General features: G+C 50.9%; 17 protein-coding genes and 2 other annotated features. Of the genes, 4 read left to right on the top strand and 13 right to left on the bottom strand.

Going from position 1 to position 18227, the window contains the following annotated elements; genetic code table 11:
• Positions 1–52: 52 nt before the first annotated feature.
• Positions 53–1543: a potassium/proton antiporter gene (locus KNP03_RS11785; protein WP_214829495.1), complete on the top strand. Its 1491-nt coding sequence runs from the start codon at positions 53–55 to the stop codon at positions 1541–1543.
• A gap of 130 nt (positions 1544–1673) precedes the next feature.
• On the opposite strand, the gene trpA is transcribed toward KNP03_RS11785, so the two are convergent.
• From trpA to trpD, 5 genes are read right to left on the bottom strand one after another with little or no spacing between them, the layout of a single operon-like run.
• Complete coding sequence (gene trpA / locus KNP03_RS11780) at positions 1674–2441, bottom strand: tryptophan synthase subunit alpha (RefSeq protein ID WP_214829493.1); 768 nt, start codon at positions 2439–2441, stop codon at positions 1674–1676.
• The gene (trpB, locus tag KNP03_RS11775) at positions 2438–3622 is read right to left on the bottom strand and encodes a tryptophan synthase subunit beta (RefSeq protein ID WP_214829491.1); all 1185 of its coding nucleotides are present in this window, start codon (positions 3620–3622) and stop codon (positions 2438–2440) included. Before trpB ends, trpA begins: the two co-directional genes overlap by 4 nt.
• Entirely contained in the window at positions 3604–4176 is a 573-nt protein-coding gene (locus KNP03_RS11770) for a phosphoribosylanthranilate isomerase (RefSeq protein WP_214829489.1), read from the bottom strand. Before KNP03_RS11770 ends, trpB begins: the two co-directional genes overlap by 19 nt.
• Complete coding sequence (trpC, locus tag KNP03_RS11765; protein ID WP_214829487.1) at positions 4152–4913, bottom strand: indole-3-glycerol phosphate synthase TrpC; 762 nt, start codon at positions 4911–4913, stop codon at positions 4152–4154. The genes KNP03_RS11770 and trpC overlap by 25 nt, the downstream gene beginning before the upstream one ends.
• Positions 4910–5899 (bottom strand): anthranilate phosphoribosyltransferase, encoded by a 990-nt coding sequence (gene trpD / locus KNP03_RS11760; RefSeq protein ID WP_214829485.1) that lies wholly within the window; start codon positions 5897–5899, stop codon positions 4910–4912. The genes trpC and trpD overlap by 4 nt, the downstream gene beginning before the upstream one ends.
• A gap of 55 nt (positions 5900–5954) precedes the next feature.
• Positions 5955–6186 (bottom strand) — a binding site (T-box leader).
• A 48-nt stretch (positions 6187–6234) separates the two neighbouring features.
• Positions 6235–6463: a binding site (T-box leader), on the bottom strand.
• Between the two features lie 194 nt (positions 6464–6657).
• Between trpD and KNP03_RS11755 the strand changes: the two genes are divergently transcribed.
• Positions 6658–8019, top strand: coding sequence for an amino acid permease (locus tag KNP03_RS11755; RefSeq protein WP_214829483.1), 1362 nt, complete (start codon positions 6658–6660; stop codon positions 8017–8019).
• Between the two features lie 84 nt (positions 8020–8103).
• Here the strand turns inward: KNP03_RS11755 and KNP03_RS11750 are convergent, their stop codons facing one another.
• From KNP03_RS11750 to KNP03_RS11740, 3 genes are all read right to left on the bottom strand, one after another.
• Positions 8104–9660: a murein hydrolase activator EnvC family protein gene (locus tag KNP03_RS11750; protein ID WP_214829481.1), complete on the bottom strand. Its 1557-nt coding sequence runs from the start codon at positions 9658–9660 to the stop codon at positions 8104–8106.
• Between the two features lie 428 nt (positions 9661–10088).
• Complete coding sequence (locus KNP03_RS11745; RefSeq protein WP_214829479.1) at positions 10089–10454, bottom strand: DUF423 domain-containing protein; 366 nt, start codon at positions 10452–10454, stop codon at positions 10089–10091.
• A gap of 12 nt (positions 10455–10466) precedes the next feature.
• On the bottom strand, positions 10467–11072 hold the full coding sequence (locus KNP03_RS11740; RefSeq protein WP_214829477.1) for a trimeric intracellular cation channel family protein: 606 nt from the start codon (positions 11070–11072) through the stop codon (positions 10467–10469).
• A 93-nt stretch (positions 11073–11165) separates the two neighbouring features.
• On the opposite strand from KNP03_RS11740, the gene KNP03_RS11735 reads away from it, so the two are divergent.
• The gene (locus KNP03_RS11735) at positions 11166–12803 is read left to right on the top strand and encodes an ABC1 kinase family protein (RefSeq protein ID WP_214829475.1); all 1638 of its coding nucleotides are present in this window, start codon (positions 11166–11168) and stop codon (positions 12801–12803) included.
• 145 nt (positions 12804–12948) lie between these two features.
• Entirely contained in the window at positions 12949–14361 is a 1413-nt protein-coding gene (locus KNP03_RS11730; RefSeq protein WP_214829474.1) for an NAD-dependent succinate-semialdehyde dehydrogenase, read from the top strand.
• Positions 14362–14395: 34 nt separating this feature from the next.
• On the opposite strand, the gene KNP03_RS11725 is transcribed toward KNP03_RS11730, so the two are convergent.
• From KNP03_RS11725 to msrA, 5 genes are all read right to left on the bottom strand, one after another.
• On the bottom strand, positions 14396–15028 hold the full coding sequence (locus KNP03_RS11725; RefSeq protein WP_214829473.1) for an HAD family hydrolase: 633 nt from the start codon (positions 15026–15028) through the stop codon (positions 14396–14398).
• A 113-nt stretch (positions 15029–15141) separates the two neighbouring features.
• Positions 15142–15507 (bottom strand): rhodanese-like domain-containing protein, encoded by a 366-nt coding sequence (locus KNP03_RS11720; protein ID WP_214829472.1) that lies wholly within the window; start codon positions 15505–15507, stop codon positions 15142–15144.
• A 102-nt stretch (positions 15508–15609) separates the two neighbouring features.
• Positions 15610–15882 (bottom strand): DUF5327 family protein, encoded by a 273-nt coding sequence (locus KNP03_RS11715; protein WP_214829471.1) that lies wholly within the window; start codon positions 15880–15882, stop codon positions 15610–15612.
• Positions 15883–15941: 59 nt separating this feature from the next.
• Complete coding sequence (locus KNP03_RS11710) at positions 15942–17231, bottom strand: DUF2252 domain-containing protein (RefSeq protein WP_214829470.1); 1290 nt, start codon at positions 17229–17231, stop codon at positions 15942–15944.
• A gap of 13 nt (positions 17232–17244) precedes the next feature.
• Positions 17245–18195 (bottom strand): peptide-methionine (S)-S-oxide reductase MsrA, encoded by a 951-nt coding sequence (gene msrA / locus KNP03_RS11705; protein ID WP_214829469.1) that lies wholly within the window; start codon positions 18193–18195, stop codon positions 17245–17247.
• Between the last annotated feature and the right edge of the window lie 32 nt (positions 18196–18227).

The following is an 18227-nucleotide window of genomic DNA, read 5'->3' as shown; positions in this document are numbered from 1 at the left end:
CATGATGATACAATGAAAGGAATACGTGACGTATCGGAAGGAAGTGTTTCTTTTGCCTGGACCTACGATCAGTACAGACATCCTGATCTTGTTATACGGCCTTTTACTCGTTGCCGGAGTACTGGCCACCCGGATTTCCTCTCGTTTCGGACTCCCCGCCCTTCTCCTCTTCATGGGGATTGGAATGGTCGTCGGAAGTGATATAACCGGGTTTATTTTCTTTGATGATTCCAACCTCGCTCAACTCATCGGGGTTGCGGCACTTGTCGTCATTTTGTTCGAAGGTGGGCTGCAGACGAAATGGTCGTCTATTCGAAGCGTCCTGGCCCCAGCGATTTCACTCGCGACGTTCGGGGTGTTGGTGACGACGGCCGTTGTCGCCACCGCCGTTCATTTCGTGTTTGATTTTGGTTGGATCGAATCCTTCTTGTTCGGTGCGATCATCGGATCTACTGACGCGGCCGCGGTTTTCTCGGCATTTAAAGGAAAGAACATTTCGCCGAAAGTCGGAGCCACGTTGGAAGCGGAGTCTGGTTCCAACGACCCGATGGCCATGTTTTTGACCATTCTCGCACTCGATTTCATGACCACAGCGGATACAACGGTATGGGACGGCATCTGGATGTTCCTCCTCCAAATCGTTGTCGGTGCACTTGCCGGTATCCTGCTCGGTCAACTCTCACGCTGGATGATCAACCACTTGAAATTGGATTCTGGTGGGCTGCATGCCGTTTTGATGATCTCAATGGCTTTTTTGACATACGGGGTCGCCGCTTACTTTGAAGGAAGCGGACTCTTGGCCGTCTATCTGGCAGCCATGACGATTGGGAATGCACATACCGCTCATGAAGTGACAATCGTCCAGTTTTCAGAAGCTCTCGCCTGGATCATGCAAATCATCATGTTCGTCATTCTTGGACTGCTTGTCTTCCCAAGACAGCTCGTTGAACCCGATTTGATGTGGAAAGGGCTACTCGTCTCCTTCGTTTTAATGTTCCTCGCTCGACCGATTGCGGTTTACCTGTCAACACTCGGTATGGCGTTCACATCAAAAGAAAAACTCTTCATCTCTTGGGCTGGATTAAAAGGGGCGGTCCCGATCGTCCTGGCGACGTTCCCGCTCATCGCCGGTATCGAAGACGGGCAACTCATCTTCAACGCCGTCTTTTTCGTAGTCGTCACGAGCGCCTTGATTCAAGGAACAACGCTCACACCGCTCGCTTCCCGGCTAGGTCTATTGGGTCCGGAGAAAATTCGTTCCCCTTATACGATTGCACTCGTTTCGAGCAAGCGGTCTCAGTATCAGCTGATCGCCTACGTCGTCACAGACGCGTCATCGATGATCGGAAAGACGCTGGCGGATATCACGTTACCCCCGAATACGGTGGTCAACGCCATCGTTCGGAATGACTATTTGATTCCCCCGAACGGGCAGACGATGATTGAACCGGGTGACCTGTTATATGTTCTCGCCTCCTCGTATCGCCATGACCAACTCGACCAAAAGTTTGGCGAAGACGGTCTTGAACGAATCGATCCTTAAAAGGAATCACGAAAGGTCACGCCAAAAAAGCGTGACCTTTTCTAATGAATCGATATTTCATTCACTCGTCATATTGCAAGTCGTGTCGTTCCACTTGTTGCAGAGCGCAATTTAGTTAAGGGTCTTTCGATTAAACCGGAACATGTTTCGCTGAATGAATGAGAGCACCGACTTCCTCCATCCGATTTTCGTGTAACGCCTCGACGATGAAACTGCCGACGACCACCCCATCGCATACCGTTCCGAGCGTTTGAACTTGCTCAGCGCGATGAACACCAAATCCGGCAAGTACCGGAACCGGGGATTGTTCGACCAGCCCTCTCAGATGATCGAGCAGTTCCTCCGGAAACCGATCCGCCTTCCCCGTCGTCCCTTTCAATGTCACGGCGTAGACGAATCCTTCCGCCTTCTTTAACATTTCCTCTGTCCGTTTGCGGTTGCTCGTCAAGGTGACCAATTGGACGACGGCGACATCATGCCGGTTGATTCCATCAAATAAGCGCGTCCCTTCCTCGAACGGAAGATCCGGAATAATGACCCCACTCACGCCACACGCTGCGGCCCGATCAAAGAACGGTTGAATCCCATATCGGAACACCGGATTCAAGTAAGTCATGAGGACGATGGGGACGTTGAATTGACCTTTTCCTTCTATTAAATGGTTCAATACTTTTTCGAGCGTCACGCCGTCAGACAAGGCACGCCTTCCCGCCGCCTCGATAACCGGTCCGTCTGCGACCGGATCGGAGAACGGGATGCCTAGTTCAATCGCCGTCGCCCCCATCTCTTCTAATCGGACGATCGTCGGAATGAGTTGGTCGAGCCCGCCGTCACCGGCCATGATATATGGGACGAAGGCCGCCCCTTCTCTCTGTCGAATCGCAATCTCTAGTTTCATCGTGTCGCCACCTTCTCCCGGATTGTGTGGACATCTTTGTCTCCTCGTCCCGATAAACAAATGACCAATATTTCCTCTTCTCCCATCGTCTGCGCGAGCGTCTCTGCGTAAGCGAGGGCGTGCGAAGACTCAAGTGCTGGAATGATTCCTTCCTGTCGACTGAGGGCGAGACACGCATCGAGTGCCTCGTCATCCGTCACGGCCGCATAACGCACCCGTTCGATATCCTTCAAAAAACTATGCTCCGGTCCGACACCTGGATAATCGAGCCCGGCTGAGATCGAATGTGCCTCCTCGATTTGTCCGGCCGCGTCTTGCAACACATACATGAGCGAACCATGCAGGACACCGACCTCCCCTTTTGTAAGGGTCGCCGCATGCTTATCGGTCTCAATGCCGCTTCCTGCCGCCTCGACACCGTAGAGCGCGACCGACTCATCGTTTAAGAACGGATAGAACATCCCCATGGCATTGCTCCCTCCGCCGACACAAGCGACGACGGCGTCCGGTAGACGCCCTGTCTGTTCGAGGATTTGACGGCGTGTCTCTGTCCCGATCACACTTTGGAAATCACGTACCATCTGAGGAAACGGATGCGGTCCAAGTACGGAACCCATCACATAATGTGTATCATCGACATGTTTGACCCAATAACGAAGCGCTTCATTGACGGCGTCTTTTAACGTGCGACTGCCTGATTTGACAGGTACGACTTTCGCACCAAGCAATTCCATCCGAAACACGTTCAACGCTTGGCGCTCGACGTCGACCTCCCCCATAAAGATGGTACATTCCAAATCGAGTAACGCACACACCGTCGCAGTCGCGACACCATGTTGACCGGCACCCGTCTCAGCGACGACTTTTTGTTTCCCCATTCGTTTCGCAAGGAGCGCCTGCCCGATCGTGTTGTTGATTTTATGGGCGCCGGTATGATTCAAGTCCTCACGTTTCAAATAGACGTTCGTCCCGAGACGGCGACTCAAGTTCGACGCATAATAAAGTGGTGTCTCACGTCCGACATACTCCCTTAGCAGTGACGCAAACCGTTCATGGAACACTGGGTCTTGCTTCGCCTCTTCGTAAGCGACCTCTAATTCTTCGACCGCCTGCATGAGCGTTTCCGGAATGTACTTTCCACCGTATTGTCCAAATTTCCCGTTCACTGGTTGTGCATACATCTCGTTTCCTCCTTGGCACGTCGAACGAACGTGCGAATTTTTTCAATATCTTTTACACCGTCCGTCTCGACACCGCTCGAGACATCGACGCCGTCTGGTTGAATCGTTTGAATCGCTTGTCTCACATTATCTGGAGATAGCCCGCCCGCTAGCCAAAACGGACGCTGTGGTCGGACCATTGAGCTCCAGTCTAATACTTGCCCACTTCCCGGGGTCGGGTGGTCCATCAACCGCACATCTGCCTCCTCTTCGCTCGATGCATCGATAATCGGTATTCCGAAGATTCGAAGGTCTTCTATTGATTGCGTCCGATGGTGAATTTGTAAATCCGTCAGCCCTACTTCCATCGCTTGTTCGATGTCTTCCATTGAAGGACTTAAAAACACACCAACGATTCGTACCGATTGTGGAATTTGTGCCGCTAGTTCCTTTGCTGTTGTCACGTCGATTTGACGGGAACTCGGTGCGAATACGAAGCCGACGGCATCCGCTCCCGCTTCAACCGCTGCCTGGACAGCTTCCTCTGTCTTTACTCCACAGATTTTAACGAACATGTTTTCAACTCCTCGAGTAACCGGGTCGGGTTTTCTTCACGCATGAGTGCTTCCCCGACGAGAATGGCGCTTGCCCCGGCTTCTTGTAGGCGCGCAGCCGCCTCGACCGTACTGACGCCACTTTCACTGACGAAGGTGACGTCGGGATAGCGTTTCATCAAATCAATCGATGTCTCGAGGGATACCTCGAACGTCTTTAAGTCTCTGTTATTGATGCCGATCAATACGTCATCAAGTTCGAGTGCGATACGCAACTCCGTCTCGTCATGTATTTCAACTAAGACGTCGAGACCGATGGAGCGAGCGTATCGCGTCAATTCGTGGAGACGCTTCGGATGAAGGGCCGCCACGATGAGAAGGGCCACACTCGCTCCGTAATGCTTCGCATAGTCGAGTTGTCGTTCATCGATGATGAAATCTTTACAGAGCACCGGGATCGTGACGACCTCGGCGACTTGTCGCAAATCGTCAAAGGACCCGTTGAAATACGTCGTGTCTGTCAAAACGGAGATCATCGTCGCACCGGCTTGTTCGTATTGACGAGCGCGTTCGGCGACGTCGACCGTTTCCCGAATCATTCCTTTCGAGGGAGACGATCGTTTGATTTCCGAGATGATGTGGAACCCTTCATTCATTCGACTCAAGAGAGCGATTGGCTTTGTCACAGCCACATCGATTGGCTGCATGCGACTAACCTCTTCGATTTTCGTTCCGATGATTTTTGTTAAATAACTCATGCCTCTACCTCCGTACGTTGTAAGTGTTGTAATACGCGCAAGGCGTGTCCTTCATCAATGCTTCGTTTCGCCTCGTTCACTCCCGCACGGAGCGTTGAAGTCGTCCCATACGTGCAAAGAGCCAGTGCTGCGTTCAATAAGACGACGTCTCGCGCCGGACCTGTTTCTCCGTTCAACACGGCGAGAAGTGTCGCAGCGTTCTCTTCCGGTGTGCCCCCGCGTAATGCTTCGAGCGGTGCCCGCATCAAGCCGACATCCCGTGGGTCGACCGCGTAGCGCGCCGTCTGTTCCCCATCGAAGAAGTACACGTCGTTCACACCGGCAAGACTCGCTTCGTCGAGACCACCTGCACCGTGGACGACCATGCCACGCTCCACGCCGAGATGACGCATTGCGGTTGCCATCTTCTCGATTAGGGATGGATGATAGACACCGACAAGTTGTCTTTTCGGACGAAGCGGATTCGTAAGCGGTCCGATTTGGTTGAAGATGGTCGCCGTCGCCAGTCGTTTCCGGACCGGCATGACGTGCTTCATGATCGGGTGTACATGCTGGGCAAACAGGAAACTCAAGTTCGTCCTTCCTAAGTCGGCATGTACTTCTTCCGCCGTCTTCACGATTGGAACGTTCAATGCCTCGAGGACGTCGGCACTCCCCGATCGACTCGATACACTTCGATTCCCGTGCTTGGCGACCGGAATACCGAGACCGGCCAGAACGAACGCGACGGTCGAGCTGATGTTGAACGTGTGCGCCCCGTCGCCGCCAGTGCCGCACACATCAAGTACCGGTAAATCCGTTGGGGGGAACTGTGCCGCTTCACGGATGTACGCCGCGAGTCCCGCCATCTCTTCTGCCGTCTCCCCGCGTTCTTTCAGTGCGAGCAGCGCCCGTTCGATTTGGGCCTCATCCGCTTGGAACATTTCGCTTGCTGCCACTTTCATATCTGCTGTTGATAATGCGTTTGTCTCCAATTGTTGAATCATCGTCTGTTCCCCCTCTAAAAATGTGTATTAAAAAACTCCATACGACAGTCGTCGTATGGAGGACGGTTCTAGACCGCGGTGCCACCTCTCGTTGATTCCGAAGAATCCACTCTCCGATGCAATCACATCGTATCCCGATAACGGGGGAAGCCGTCACGACCTACTCTCTTCCTTCAGTCATGCTCTCATGAGTCCATTCACGCGGACGCCTCGGTCAGGATCCCACCATCCCTGACTCTCTGGACGAAACGTCTTCTCGCGCTACTCTTCTCAATCCTCGATTTGTGTTATTGAAACGAAAAAGGGGTCACCCGTCTCCTCATAGCTTACGCTACAAGAAGGACGAGTAACCCCGTGGTGCCACCTTCGTTGGTTCCTAAGAACCCACTTCACGGACAATCATCCGCTTCCCCGTGATAACGGTGGGTAACCCGCTAAAGCCTACTCAAAGTTCGGTTTAGAGCTCAGAAGTCCATTCGCGACGTCCTGTATACTGATTCACACCAACCATCAGCTCTCTGTCATACAAGATTCGTCGTTACTTCTCTTCGTCGACGCCTTTGTTCGTTTCAGTTAAGTTAACTCGTACTATACAGGCCCGCCCCAAGCCTGTCAAATAAAAAAATTAAAAAAACTTTGCCTCTATATGTGCCACTCAAAAACCGTCCACCTTCTCATTTTTTCGAATTGACACGTATTTTTTGTGTCTGCTATAGTCGTTCCCATCAACATTTCACTTTGCTAAAGGAGAATCGATTGTGGAAACAAACAAACTCAAACGAGAACTGTCTACGCGACAGCTCACGATGATTTCTCTCGGGAGTGCGATCGGGACAGGACTCTTCCTCGGAAGCGGTCTCGCCATTCAAACAGCAGGACCAAGCGTCCTCGTCAGTTATGCAATCGGCGCGTTCATCGTCCTGTTACTCATGGGTGCCCTCGCCGAGATGACAGTCGCCCACCCAACTTCGGGATCATTCGGGACGATTGCCGAACGATATATCCATCCGCTCGCCGGATTTTTGGTTCGCTATTCCTACTGGGTGGCGAACGTCCTTGCGATTGGTGTCGAAGTCAGTGCCATCGCCATTTACATGCAATACTGGTTTCCGGATGTGAACGGATTCGTATGGGTCGCCCTGTTCGGTGGATTACTCATTTACGTTAACGCCCGTCACGTTCATACGTTCGGGACGACCGAGTACTGGTTATCCTTCATCAAAGTGTCTGCAATCATGCTGTTCATCATCCTTGGTGCAGCGGCTTTATTCGGTGAACCCGGTTCTCCAGTCGAATCGTTAACAGCTGGCGATCAAGGCTTTTTCGCTTTCGGATTTTACGGGATGTGGGTGACAATTTTCATCTCCCTCTTCAGTTTCCTCGGAACGGAACTCGTAGCCGTCACAGCAGGAGAAGCAAAAGACCCGGACAAGGCGGTTCCACGCGCTTTGCGCGCAACCGTATTCCGTCTAGCCTTCTTTTACGTGATCACACTTGCCATCATGCTCATGCTCATCCCATGGCAACAGGCCGGGATTGACCAAAGCCCATTCGTCCTCGTCATGGAACGATTTGACGTTCCTGGCGCAGCAGGCATTTTGAATTTCGTCATCTTGATTGCCGCTCTGTCGGCGATGAATGCACAACTTTACGCCTCAACGCGCATGATGTATTCACTCGCTGAAGCGGGCGATGCACCAAACGTATTTAAAAAAGTGAGCAAAAACGGGATTCCGACAGCTGCATTGTTCGTTTCAACAGGCGGAATCGTCTTGGCAGCCCTGCTACAACTCTTCATGGAGTCGTCATACCCATTCTTGATGGGGATCTCGATGTTTGGAGCCATCTTCACTTGGTTGATGGTGTTCGTCTCTCATTTGTTCTTCCGTAAAAAATGGACAGGACGCAAACTTCCTGTCCGAATGATGGGGTATCCGTTCCTCCCGCTTCTCGGAGCGGTATTATTGCTCAGCTTAATGATCACGACATGGTTTACCGACTTCAACATTTTACTCAAGTTCGGTATCCCATGGTTGATCGGCTTGACCGTCATTTACTTCGTACGCGAGCGGTTGCGTCAAGCAAACCGTGTACCTGAAGACTTAGATCAGGCCAATTGATTCTAATCCCCCTCCAATGGATGGGGGATTTTTTCTGTACAAAAAGTCCCTTTCGCAATCGAAAGGGACTTGAAGGGTCGTTGATCAGAAGAACTGACGCGGGTTGACCGTGCTACCTGCACTCGTTGCCGAGTAAGAGTAGCCGCCTTTATGAATTTCAAAGTGTAGGTGTGAACCTGACGAGTTTCCTGTACTTCCCATAGCTCCGATATTCGTTCCTTGTGTGACACGTTGTCCTGCACTGACTGAGACCGAGCTCATATGCGCATAAACTGTCGTCCACACTTGACCATTGATGACATGGGCAATCATGACGTGGTTTCCATATGCACCACCCCATCCGGCACGAATGACCGTACCTGTTGCTGAAGCACGAATCGGCGTACCAACAGGACCTGCGATATCCGCTCCGTTATGGAACGAATAACCATACGCCCCACTTGCCGGTCCCCAACCTTGTGAGAAACGGCCATAAGCCGGCTGGATGAACATTGCACTCGATGGAGCCGGTGTCGAAGTCGTCACATTGCTTTGAGTCGTCTTGTTTGAAGTTGAAGAAGACTGGGTATTAGAAGTACTGCTCTGCTTTTTCTGAGCTGCCGCAGCCGCTGCTTTTCGCTCTGCTTCTGCTTTTCGTGCCGCTTCAGCCTTACGTGCTGCCTCTGCTTGGCGTGCTGCCTCTGCCTGACGCGCCGCCTCTGATTGGCGTGACGCTGCCGCTTGTCGCTCTGCTTCTGCTTGGCGAGCCGCTTCAGCCTTACGTGCTGCTTCAGCTTTTCGTGCCGCCTCGGCTTGACGCGCTTCTTCCGCCTTGCGCGCCGCTTCCTGGCGTGCCGCTTCTTCAGCACGGCGACGAGCTTCTTCTTCCTCACGGCGTTGTGCTTCGATTTCGGCAGCAATTGCCTCTTCTTGCGCCACTAACGTCGCTTCGATTTCCTGAAGGTCGAAGATTTGTGTTTCAAACTTGATGTTCTTCTCTTCGAGCTCTTTGATGCGCGCTTCGCGCTCTTTCATTTTCTTCTCGAGCTCAGATTGACGGACTTCGAGAACTTTTTGTTGTTCTACGAGTGATTCACGTTCTTCTTTCAAGTCCGCTTGCGCTGCTTTCAAAGACGCTTGCGTCGCTTCGTAATCATCAAACAATTCTTGGTCATTGCGCTGAATCGTTCCCGCTGAAATCATCCGCGTGACGAGGTCGGAGAAGTTCTTCGCACCGAAGATGAATTCTGCCCAGTTGATCGAACCGCCACCGTTCTTTTGCATTGTGGCCATTCGTTCTTTCATCATGTTTTCTTGCGCTTTCATCTTCTTCTGATAAGACTTGATGTCTTTCTCTAAATCCTCGATTTTCATTTCCGTGCGCTTGATCTCTTGACGCTTCATCGCGACATCATTGATGATGTCCTGCAATTGCGCGTCCATTTTGTTCACTTCTGCTTGAACCTTCGAGATTTCGCTCTTATTTTGTTCGATTTTTGAAGAAGTGTCAGCCTGGTTCTTCTTCACATCGTTACGTTTTTCTTGAACTTTCTTTTGTTGTTCCTGCTTTTCTTTAATTGAGGTCGAAGCATCCGCCACCGTGTGCGTGCCAATGAGCATCACTCCGAGTGTGAGTGTCGATACCGTGCGTTTCCAGTTCATGAACGGGGTACATCCTTTCTAAAATGACAAAACCGTGCGCCAGACAACTTACTTATTTCAATCGCTTCAGTATGTAACAAAAACGATAAAGAGTTGAGATTCAACAAAACTAATTATATCTAACTGCTAGAAATTTTCCTGTTAAAGTTATATTTCAATTTTATTACGCTGAAAATTGGGAAATACATAGGAAATGATAAAACTCTTTATTTATCAATATGTTATCAAAACACGATATTTGAAATGCTATCGTAATGTTTTATTAGAAAAGAAAACACTTTACCTTATTTTCAAATAATAATCACCTTCATTTTCTCTTCTTTTACCATTTATCGGCAGATGAAGAGCGAAGGTTGAATAAAAAAAAGCCTGTCCCCTTTCATCAATGAAACATGATTCGGGACAGGTCATTTTATTCGATTGCGGTCTTATAATTTGAATGCGCCAACGATGACAAAAACCCAGGCTGCGATGAACAATACTCCGCCAATCGGTGTGACAGCACCGAGTTTTGTAATACCGGTCAACGCCATGACATATAAACTTCCTGAGAAGAATACAATCCCGGCAAACATGAGCCAACCGGCGATGTTAAATTGACTGATACTGACGCGCATGAGTACCGACGCAATCCCGATGATTCCAAGTGCATGGACCATATGGTATAACACACCCGTCTGCCAATTGGCGAGCATATTTGGCGCCAACCGCTCTTTCAAAGCATGTGCACCGAACGCACCGAACGCCACTCCAAGTGCCATCAACCCGGCACCGATCATTAACAACCCTTTCATCCTATGTCCCCCTTATCTCACTCTGCGAGCTGGTAAATTCCACTTCCGATAGTAGGATATCACTCGTAACGTCGCTACGACAATTAATAGACCATATACAGGCAGCCCACCCTCCAGTTTGAGGTAATAGGTGATGACCGCAATCAAAATGGCCCAAATCGCATACACTTCCGACTGCAGCACGAGTGGTTTTCGCCCCGCCAACAAGTCGCGGACGACACCACCGCCAACACCGGTTAATACGGCCGCCGCAATCGCGGCCGATAGCGGAAGGTCGAGTTTAATCGCGACTTGCGCTCCCTGAAACGCAAACGCGACCAGACCGATGGCGTCGACGATGACCCCCCAGCGCTCCCAATGCGGCAAGACGACGCTCGGAAGCAGGAAGATGAGGAGCGCGACAAGAAAACATAAAACAAACAAGTCGTTTTGTTGCCAAATCAAACTGACGGGGTTCCCTAACAGGACGTTTCGAATCGCACCACCGCCGAAGGCCGTGATAAATGCGAGGAGCCACACCCCAAAAATATCGTATTTCTCATCCATCGCAATGATGGCACCGCTCGCCGCGAACGCAATCGTTCCGACGACGTTTAGTAATTCCCACTCCATGAACATCCCTTGCCCTTTCTGACACGTAATCTATGGTAAAGTTAAGTTACAAAAAATCTGATCAGTCGAGCGACTGTTGTAAAGGATGTCGGTATGTTTATGAAACGAATCGCTTTGTTCCGTATATGGATTATCGTCTCCATGTTCGCCCGATTTATTATCCGGCTTTACGCTTTTTCCCGTAAGCAACAGCAAGGGCTCGCCACGACAGAAGAGTATGAGGCGCTCATGCTGAAGCTGGCCCGTGAATATAAACGAAACGCACTCCGGCTCGAGGGCTTGTTGATCAAACTCGGACAGTTCTTATCCATCCGTGCCGATCTCCTGCCTCCTGCCGTCTTGAACGAGCTGTCTGAACTCGTCGACCGCGTCCCGTCTTCAGGTTGGGAAAAATCACGCGCGATCTTAGAAGCGGAATGGGGCGTCCCTTATACGCAAGTCGTGAAAGACGTCGGCATCGATGCCGTCGCTTCCGCTTCAATCGGGGAAGTATATGGGGCGACGTTACTTGAAAACGGTAAGCGGGTCGCCTTAAAAATCCAGCGCCCAAACATCGAAAAAATCATCCGCACCGACTTCCGCGCCATGCGAATCGTCACGACAATGTTGAAGCGCACTTCCCTCTCAAAATCAACCGACTTAGATAGCTTATATCGTCAAATGATTTTTGTCATCGGGGATGAGCTAAATTTTCAAACCGAATTAAAAAATGCCCTTTATTTCAAAGCGAAATATGCAGATAACCCGGATGTGTACATCCCGGATTATCATGACCACCTATGCACCAACCGGGTCTTGACAATGGATTGGGTCGATGCACGCCGCATTACCGACCTTGCCTTTCTAAAAGAGCACGGAATTGAGCGGACACCGCTGGCCGAACGGCTCTTCACCCTCGCCGCAGAACAACTTCTTTTTGGCGGGCAGTTCCATGCGGACCCCCATCCAGGTAACGTCCAGATTCGGGCAGACGGCACCATCATCCTGCTCGACTTCGGTATGGTCGGTCAAACTACTTCACAGGACATGGCGACGATCCGTAAAATTCTTCAGGCCTTCATCTCGCTCGACTATGACAGCGTCGTTGACGGACTTGAGGATTTACGCTTCCTTCTCCCGACTGCGAACAAACAAAATATCCGGCAAGCCTTAGAAAAAGCCGTCACGTTTTATTTAGAGACCGATATCGACAACGTCGATACAAAATTGATTGAGAAGGTGCTGCAGGATATCCAACTGCTCGTCAAGAACGAGCCGATTCAACTGCCCGCCGAATTCGCCTTTTTCGGCCGGGCCGCCTCGACCTTACTCGGAATCCTCCAAATCCTCGACCCGAAAATCGATTTGTTCACACTCGGCAAACCGATTGTCATCGAGTGGCTCGAGGAAGACGGGACGACGTTGCAAAACCGTTACGTCACGACCGGGATCAACTATGCGAAGAAATTATTGAATGTCCCGCCGCTACTGGATAATTACTTAAAAGAACCGACAAGAAAGCGGCTTTCCGAACAAGCGATGTTCCAACGTGAGCTGGAATCAAAAGAACTGCTCCATAGACAAACGTTCAACTCCGCGCTCATGATTCTCGGACTTCTTGTCGGACTTCTCGGCTATGTACAGCCTGATGATTGGCTGTTCTGGTCGGGTGGCGTGGTCGCTGTTCTCACCTACTTCAATTCGAGGCGCATCGGCCGTAAGATTCGTCACTTGGCGCGCCAGGATTTCCGTGTATGACCGAACCATCACCTTACGAGGTGATGGTTTTTTGATCAAACAGCCGCAATTTACCTTTCAATCCCGAGAGAGGATTCTGTCTTACGCTTCAGGAAAACGGGTATCCTCTAATTAGCTGTGCATTTTTCGGAAAGGGGATATCAAAATGCGTGAAGAGAAAAACTTCATCAATGGGGAATGGATTGAAACCGAAGAAACGCTGGAGGTGCGGAATCCGGCCACCGGGAACGTGATGGCCGTCGTGACCAAGAGTGAACCGAAAGAAGCCCGCCAAGCCGTCGATGCGGCTTACGATGCACTGAAGGACTGGCAGGCAAAAACAGCCGAAGAACGCGGGGCTTTATTAAACGAATGGCATCGTCTGATTGACGAGCATACAGAATCTCTTGCGAAAACGATGGTCGAGGAGCAAGGAAAACCGTTGAAAGAGGCCATCGGAGAAATCAAATACGCAAACGGCTTCATCGATTGGTATGCCAGTGAAGGAAGACGGGTGTACGGGGAAACGATTCCCGCTTCGTCGAATGCGAAGCGCATCCTCGCCATCAAACAGCCGGTCGGCGTCATTGCCGCAATCACACCTTGGAACTTCCCGGCCGCGATGATCACCCGGAAAGTCGCCCCCGCTCTCGCCGCCGGTTGCACGGTCGTCATGAAACCCGCTTCGGCGACACCACTTACCGCAATCGAGCTCATCAAACTGGCGGAGAAAGCCGGATTCCCGAAAGGCGTCATCAATCTCGTGACAGGAAAGGCGTCCGATATCGTCAACGTGTGGCAACAAGACCACCGGGTCCGGAAATTAACCTTCACCGGGTCAACGGAAGTCGGGAAGATGCTCATGCGTGACGCTGCGGATACGATGAAAAAGATTTCTCTCGAGCTCGGCGGGCACGCCCCGTTAATCGTGACAGCGAAAGCAGACTTGGATAAAGCGGTCCCGCAGGCCGTCGCCACGAAATTCCGAAATGGCGGGCAAACATGCGTCTGCGCGAACCGCCTCTATGTACAACGTGACATCGTCGACGAGTTCTCGGAACGATTCATCAAAGAAGTGGAGGCACTCAACGTCGGGAACGGATTGGACGAAGACATCGATATCGGCCCGTTGATTGATGACGATGCGCTCAGTAAAGTCGAAAAGCATATCGAGGACGCCGAAATTCGCGGAGGCGAAGTGTCGGGTGGTGAACATATCGAAGGACTGTTTATTCGGCCCGCCGTCATTCGATACGCGAACGAGGACATGCTCTGTATGAATGAGGAAACGTTCGGACCGGTCGCCCCGATTGCGACGTTCGATACGCTCGAAGAAGTCATCGAGCGCGCAAACAACACGCCGTTTGGCCTAGCCGCTTATTTGTTCACCCAAGACATCAACGAGGCCGTCTATTTGGCCGAGTCACTCGAGTATGGGATCGTCGGGGTAAACGACGGTCTTCCTTCGACACCACAGGCGCCGTTTGGCGGGTGGAAAGAAAGTGGCCTTGGTCGAGAAGGCGGACACCACGGAATCGATGAGTTTCTAGAAGTAAAATATATCTCGCTCGGATTATAAAAAAGGTCTGTCGCACGATGCGACAGACCTTTCTTTATGCGCTAATCCACTCAATCAAATCTTTTGGCGTTTGGATCACATGGTCAGCCATGGCCCACTCTTCTTCATTTCCAAAGCCGAACCCTGTCAGGACGACCGGAAAATCATGTGCACGTGCGGCTTCGACATCGGACTTGCGGTCCCCGACCATGATATAGTCGGCCTCTCCGTGACGGACCCGATGCGTCGTCAAAATGTCCGCTTTTTTCTCGCCACCGACTGACTCCAGACATTCAGGTGCGGTCATATATTGGCGAATCTGCTGTGTATCCAAAATCAGGTTCATGTAATGGACCCCGCAATTACTCGCTGTCGTGAGCGTGTGCCCTTGCTCATGCAAGGTTTCTAACAGCTCTCGAATCCCATCAAACAGGACATTCTGACCTTCAATTGATTTCTCTAACGTTGTATGACGAAGTCTACGAATGAGCCGAATCTCTTCGAGTGTCGCCTCCGGGATGACATGCTCCCAGAAAGCATTTCCTGCCAATCCATATCCGGAGCGTACGGCTTCCTCGCTTGGTTTTGGTAAGTGTGGAAGCTCATCCAGCGCATCATGGATTGCCTTTGTCATCGGACCGGTCGTGTCGACCAATGTTCCGTCAATATCAAACAAAATCACTGCCATTGTCTCGTTCTCCTCCTTCTTACTCTTCCCCTACCGTAGCAGAATCCCCTCAAATTCAAAAGTGAAAACGTCGTGACAAAAAAACGGCTGAACGTATTGTTCAGCCGTTTGCATCATCCGCGCCAGAAGCTCATTCCGCCTTTAACCGAATAAACATCTGTATAGCCGGCACTTTTCAACATGGCCGCAGCCCGTTGACTGCGCATGCCACTTTGACAAATCACATATACCGGACGTTCTTTGTCCTTCGGATAATTCGCTTGCGCATTTCCGAAACCTGACAACGGAACATTTTTCGCTTGTTTGATATGCCCACCACGGTATTCGTGCGGTTCACGTACATCAAGTAGTTGAATGTTTCGCTCTTCAGCGATTTTTCGTCTCAATTCGTCTGTCGATACAGTCTTGACGCTGTTCCGACGACTCCACCAAAAGTAAATCAATCCGATCACTACGGCTACAAAAAGAAAATCGAGCATGTCTACGCCTCCATTGTTCAATGTCATACATCCATTATACCCCCTATGGTATATAAGTCAATTCGTATGCCTTTAAAAAAAGCCATGCCTCATGGGCATGACTTAAAAATCCAGCAACGAATCCGATTTTGGTTTCTCTTCCTCTTCAACCGGGATTCCGAGAAATGCCGCCATTTGACGGTCCAGCGGTGGCTTGGTCGCTTGTTGTGGGGCCGCTTGTATTGGGGGTTGCGGGGATTCTGTTGTTTCCGCCAGCAACAGTTCACAATAGCCCATCAGTTTGGCCAAATGACGCTTTTGTACCTCACCATTTGACGATTCAATCTGTGCCATCACCTCACGCATTCGGGCAATGACTTGTTGTTCTGTAATCATCGTTCGTACACATCCTTTTCCTTTCCATTGTGCAGGAATTGCCTTTCCCTCCGCAAGTGTCATTCATTCGGTCGCGATGCCACCCAGTTCAAAAAGGCTTTGTAGTCAAACCGGACCTGGGCGGCGTAGAAATCCGCCCATCTCGATAGTTGGTGCACAAACAGCGACTTTGATGACCCGATCGCCTGACTAATATGCTCACTCGCACCATATTCGAGCACGTTCGACTTGGCATCCGCACGCGCATGGATTTTAGCCGTGATTTGCGCTTGAACGCGTAGCGTCTCGATCAGCGATTCCTCACCTTTTATATGTTTTGCCTTCACTTTACGCTTGTATGGAGAACGTTGACGGACGTAATATTCCTTTTCTTCAATCGTCAAGTATCCGAGATACGGGTCTTGACTATGCACCATGACCCGCTGCGCCGCGACGACACGGGCACCTTGGTGGGACAACCCGTCTTCGAACAACGGATGAGTCGGCAGGAACAAGGAAGGGACAGCGGACTGCGCTTCCTTCATCTCCAGGATGACATCCTCGTCGTGTTCGTCATCTGCCCCCTCGATCAAAATATAGTACCGTTCCAATCCGATCGATGCCGTCCCGCTCTGCAATTTGATGGCGATGTCTTTGATCGCGTAATGATCGGCATGGTGACGATGTGCGTCGGATAACGACGACAAATAACTGCCCCACGCCGCTTTGATTTTTTCTCGTGTCGCTTCGTCGACGGGAATCAAATCCTCACTCGTAGAAAAATAGCGGACTTCATCCCGCACTTCCGTTCGTTCCGCCAAAAATGCATCTTTTTTCTTCTCTGCTTTCTTGATTACTTTCTTAATCGCTTTGCACGTATTCGTCTTCGTGAACTGAATGTCTTCACTCTGCCCGCGAGCATGCTGCTCGATTGCATCCGCATAAGCACTGGCAAACGTCTCGATGGCTGCCTTGCCATCGAATCCCGATTCCGCCGCAAAGAGGTCCACCGAGACCGCCATCCGGAGCAAGTCGAACAAGTACGAGCCGATATACGCCTCATCAAAGTCGTTCACATCATAAATGATCGTTCCCGCACCGTCCTCAAACACCCCGAAATTCTCAAAGTGTAAGTCCCCTTGAATGAATGTCGGGTGGGATGGTCCGGTATCAAAGGCAAGCGGGACCTTTGCGAAATCGTAGTAAAACAGATGGGAACTTCCCCGGAAGAAAGAGAACGGACTCGTACTCATCTTGGCGTATTTTTCTCGCCTCGCCTCTTCAGAGAGGTGCCGAATCGACTGGTCATAAAAGTCGAGAACGGTTCCAATCGTTTGACTGCGAATCTCTTGCTTGATTGCTGTGAACATACCGTCCTCCCCTTCACTGGTCGAACAATCGTTTATATTCGCCGTACCCTTCTGCCTCGAGCTCTTCTACCGGGATAAAGCGTAAGGCCGCGGAGTTGATGCAATACCGCAGACCGCCGAGCTCTTTCGGACCGTCGTCAAACACGTGCCCGAGGTGACTATCGGCGTGCTTGGACCGAACTTCCGTCCGCACCATATGATGCGTCGTATCCATATTCAAATCGACCCGTTTCTCTTCAATCGGTCGAGAGAAGCTCGGCCATCCACAATTGGATTGAAACTTGTCATGAGACGTGAAGAGCGGGGTGCCGTCGATGATGTCGACATACAATCCTTCTCGCTCCTCGTCCCAATACTCGTTTCGAAACGGTGGCTCTGTCCCGTTCTCCTGCGTCACTTTATACTGAATTGGTGTCAGGCGCTCCCGTAATTCTTTCTGTTGCTTCTTATCGCTCCATGCCTCTTTAATGAATTTGGCACGGCCTGACCCGACGCGATACATCTCGTAACGGAACGGATTCTTTTTGTAATAGTCCTGGTGATAGTCCTCAGCCTCCCAAAACGTCTTCGCCGGTCGAATCTCGACTTCAATCGGACGTTCAAAACGGCCCGATGCCTCGACCTCCTGTTTAGAACGCTCTGCCGCATCCCGTTGTTCTTCCGAGTGATAAAAAATCGCAGGACGATACGATTCGCCCCGGTCGTTGAATTGCCCGCCTCCGTCGGTCGGGTCAATTTGACGCCAATAGATTCGGAGTAACTCTTCATAAGAAATGACTTCCGGGTCAAACGTGATTTCGACCGCTTCTAAATGACCTGTCGTCTCCGAACACACCTGCTGATACGTCGGATTGTCGACGTGACCTCCCGTGTATCCCGAGATGACTTTCTCTACCCCTTCATATTTATGAAACGGTTTGACCATACACCAAAAACAGCCTCCCGCAAATGTCGCTTTTGCCATCATAAACCCCTCCTTACTTTGTAATGTACCCG

Origin of the sequence: Exiguobacterium algae (genome assembly GCF_018617875.1) — a bacterium.
GTDB classification, from domain to species: domain Bacteria; phylum Bacillota; class Bacilli; order Exiguobacteriales; family Exiguobacteriaceae; genus Exiguobacterium; species Exiguobacterium algae.
Note: the sequence above shows the minus strand (reverse complement) of the source record. Positions and strands in the feature narration are given on the sequence as shown.